2 rRNA genes are annotated in these 2,226 nt (G+C 49.9%); both read left to right on the forward strand.

Annotation, left to right across the window (positions count from 1 at the left end):
* Nucleotides 1-2,019, forward strand: a 23S ribosomal RNA gene (locus EDF66_RS25925); the annotation flags it as partial.
* A 92-nt stretch (nt 2,020-2,111) separates the two neighbouring features.
* Nucleotides 2,112-2,223, forward strand: a 5S ribosomal RNA gene (gene rrf, locus EDF66_RS25930).
* Nucleotides 2,224-2,226 lie beyond the last annotated feature (3 nt).

Genomic DNA, 2,226 nt, shown 5'->3' on the forward strand with positions numbered 1-2,226 from the left:
GAGTCTTATAGAGGTAGAGCTACCGATTGGGTGCGGGGGAGTCAAATCCTACCAAATCCAGACGAACTCCGAATGCTATAAGATATGGCCGGCAGTGAGGCTTTGGGTGCTAAGGTCCAAGGCCGAGAGGGAAAGAACCCAGACCATCAGCTAAGGTCCCTAAATATACGCTAAGTTGAACTAACGAGGTCCGACTGCACAGACAGCTAGGATGTTGGCTTGGAAGCAGCCATTCATTTAAAGAGTGCGTAACAGCTCACTAGTCGAGCGGTCGGGCGTGGATAATAAACGGGCATCAAGTGTATTACCGAAGCTATGGATTCATGCATTTTGTGCATGTCTGGTAGGGGAGCATTCTATTTACGGAGAAGCGGTCTGGTAATGGGCCGTGGAGTTGATAGAAAAGCAAATGTAGGCATAAGTAACGATAAGGCGGGTGAGAAACCCGCCCACCGAAAGACTAAGGTTTCCTGATCAACGCTAATCGGATCAGGGTTAGTCGGGGCCTAAGGCGCATCCGAAGGGAGTAAGCCGATGGACAACTGGTTAATATTCCAGTACTTTTTATAACTGCGATGTGGTGACGGAGTAGTGACACTGCCGCGAACTGACGGAATAGTTCGTTAAAAGGCGTAGGTATAGGGACGGTAGGCAAATCCGCCGACCCTGCTGAAACCCAATAGTACAGCAAAGCTTCGGCGGCGCTGATAGAGCAGGTAAACAGACTTCCAAGAAAACCCGCTAAGCTTCAGGTTATAAAAACCCGTACCGTAAACCGACACAGGTAGTCGAGGAGAGAATCCTAAGGTGCTCGAGTGAATCATGGCTAAGGAACTCGGCAAAATGGCCCTGTAACTTCGGGAGAAGGGGCGCTTCCTCCAGCGATGGAGAAGCCGCAGTGAAAAGGCCCAGGCGACTGTTTAACAAAAACATATGGCTTTGCAAAATCGAAAGATGAAGTATAAGGCCTGACACCTGCCCGGTGCTGGAAGGTTAAGAGGGGATGTCATCGCAAGAGAAGCATTGAATCGAAGCCCCAGTAAACGGCGGCCGTAACTATAACGGTCCTAAGGTAGCGAAATTCCTTGTCGGGTAAGTTCCGACCTGCACGAATGGTGTAACGATCTGGGCGCTGTCTCAGCCATGAGCTCGGTGAAATTGTGGTATCGGTGAAGACGCCGATTACCCGCAACGGGACGGAAAGACCCCATGCACCTTCACTATAGCTTAACATTGAAATTGGGTACAGGATGTGTAGGATAGGCGGGAGATGTTGAAGTGGCTTCGCCAGGAGTCATGGAATCAACCTTGAAATACCGCCCTTTCTGTATTCGGTTTCTAACTCGATCATGTCGAGGACATTGTTTGGTGGGTAGTTTGACTGGGGTGGTCGCCTCCAAAAAGGTAACGGAGGCTTTCAAAGGTAAGCTCAGTACGCTTGGTAACCGTACGAGGAGTGCAATGGCATAAGCTTGCTTGACTGTGAGACCAACAAGTCGAACAGGGTCGAAAGACGGACATAGTGATCCGGTGGTTCTGTATGGAAGGGCCATCGCTCAAAGGATAAAAGGTACGCTGGGGATAACAGGCTGATCTCCCCCAAGAGCTCATATCGACGGGGAGGTTTGGCACCTCGATGTCGGCTCGTCACATCCTGGGGCTGGAGAAGGTCCCAAGGGTTGGGCTGTTCGCCCATTAAAGTGGCACGCGAGCTGGGTTCAGAACGTCGCGAGACAGTTCGGTCCCTATCTGTTGTGGGCGTTGGAAGTTTGAGTGGATCTGTCCTTAGTACGAGAGGACCGGGATGGACTGACCGCTGGTAAACCAGTTATGCCGCCAGGTGTACGGCTGGGTAGCTACGTCGGGAATAGATAAGCGCTGAAAGCATCTAAGTGCGAAACTAGCCACGAGATGAGACTTCCTTATAGGGCCGTAGTAGACTACTACGTTGATAGGTTGCAGGTGTAAAGGTAGAAATACCATAGCTGAGCAATACTAATCACCCGAAGCTTTCTCAAGCAACGCAAACACTGTTGTCTTCCTCTTTTAGTTTTTCTTTCAATTGTCTATAGATAATGCTTTTTATAGAGCATATATCACATAAAAACATTTTAGGTGCCTATATCGGCGGTGTCTACCTCTTCCCATTCCGAACAGAGAAGTCAAGCCCGCCAGAGCCGATGGTATTGCCGTAACAGGTGGGAGAGTAGGTCGGTGCCTTTTTTT

It is taken from the genome of Sphingobacterium sp. JUb20, from assembly GCF_004342035.1.
In the GTDB taxonomy this organism is placed as follows: domain Bacteria; phylum Bacteroidota; class Bacteroidia; order Sphingobacteriales; family Sphingobacteriaceae; genus Sphingobacterium; species Sphingobacterium anhuiense.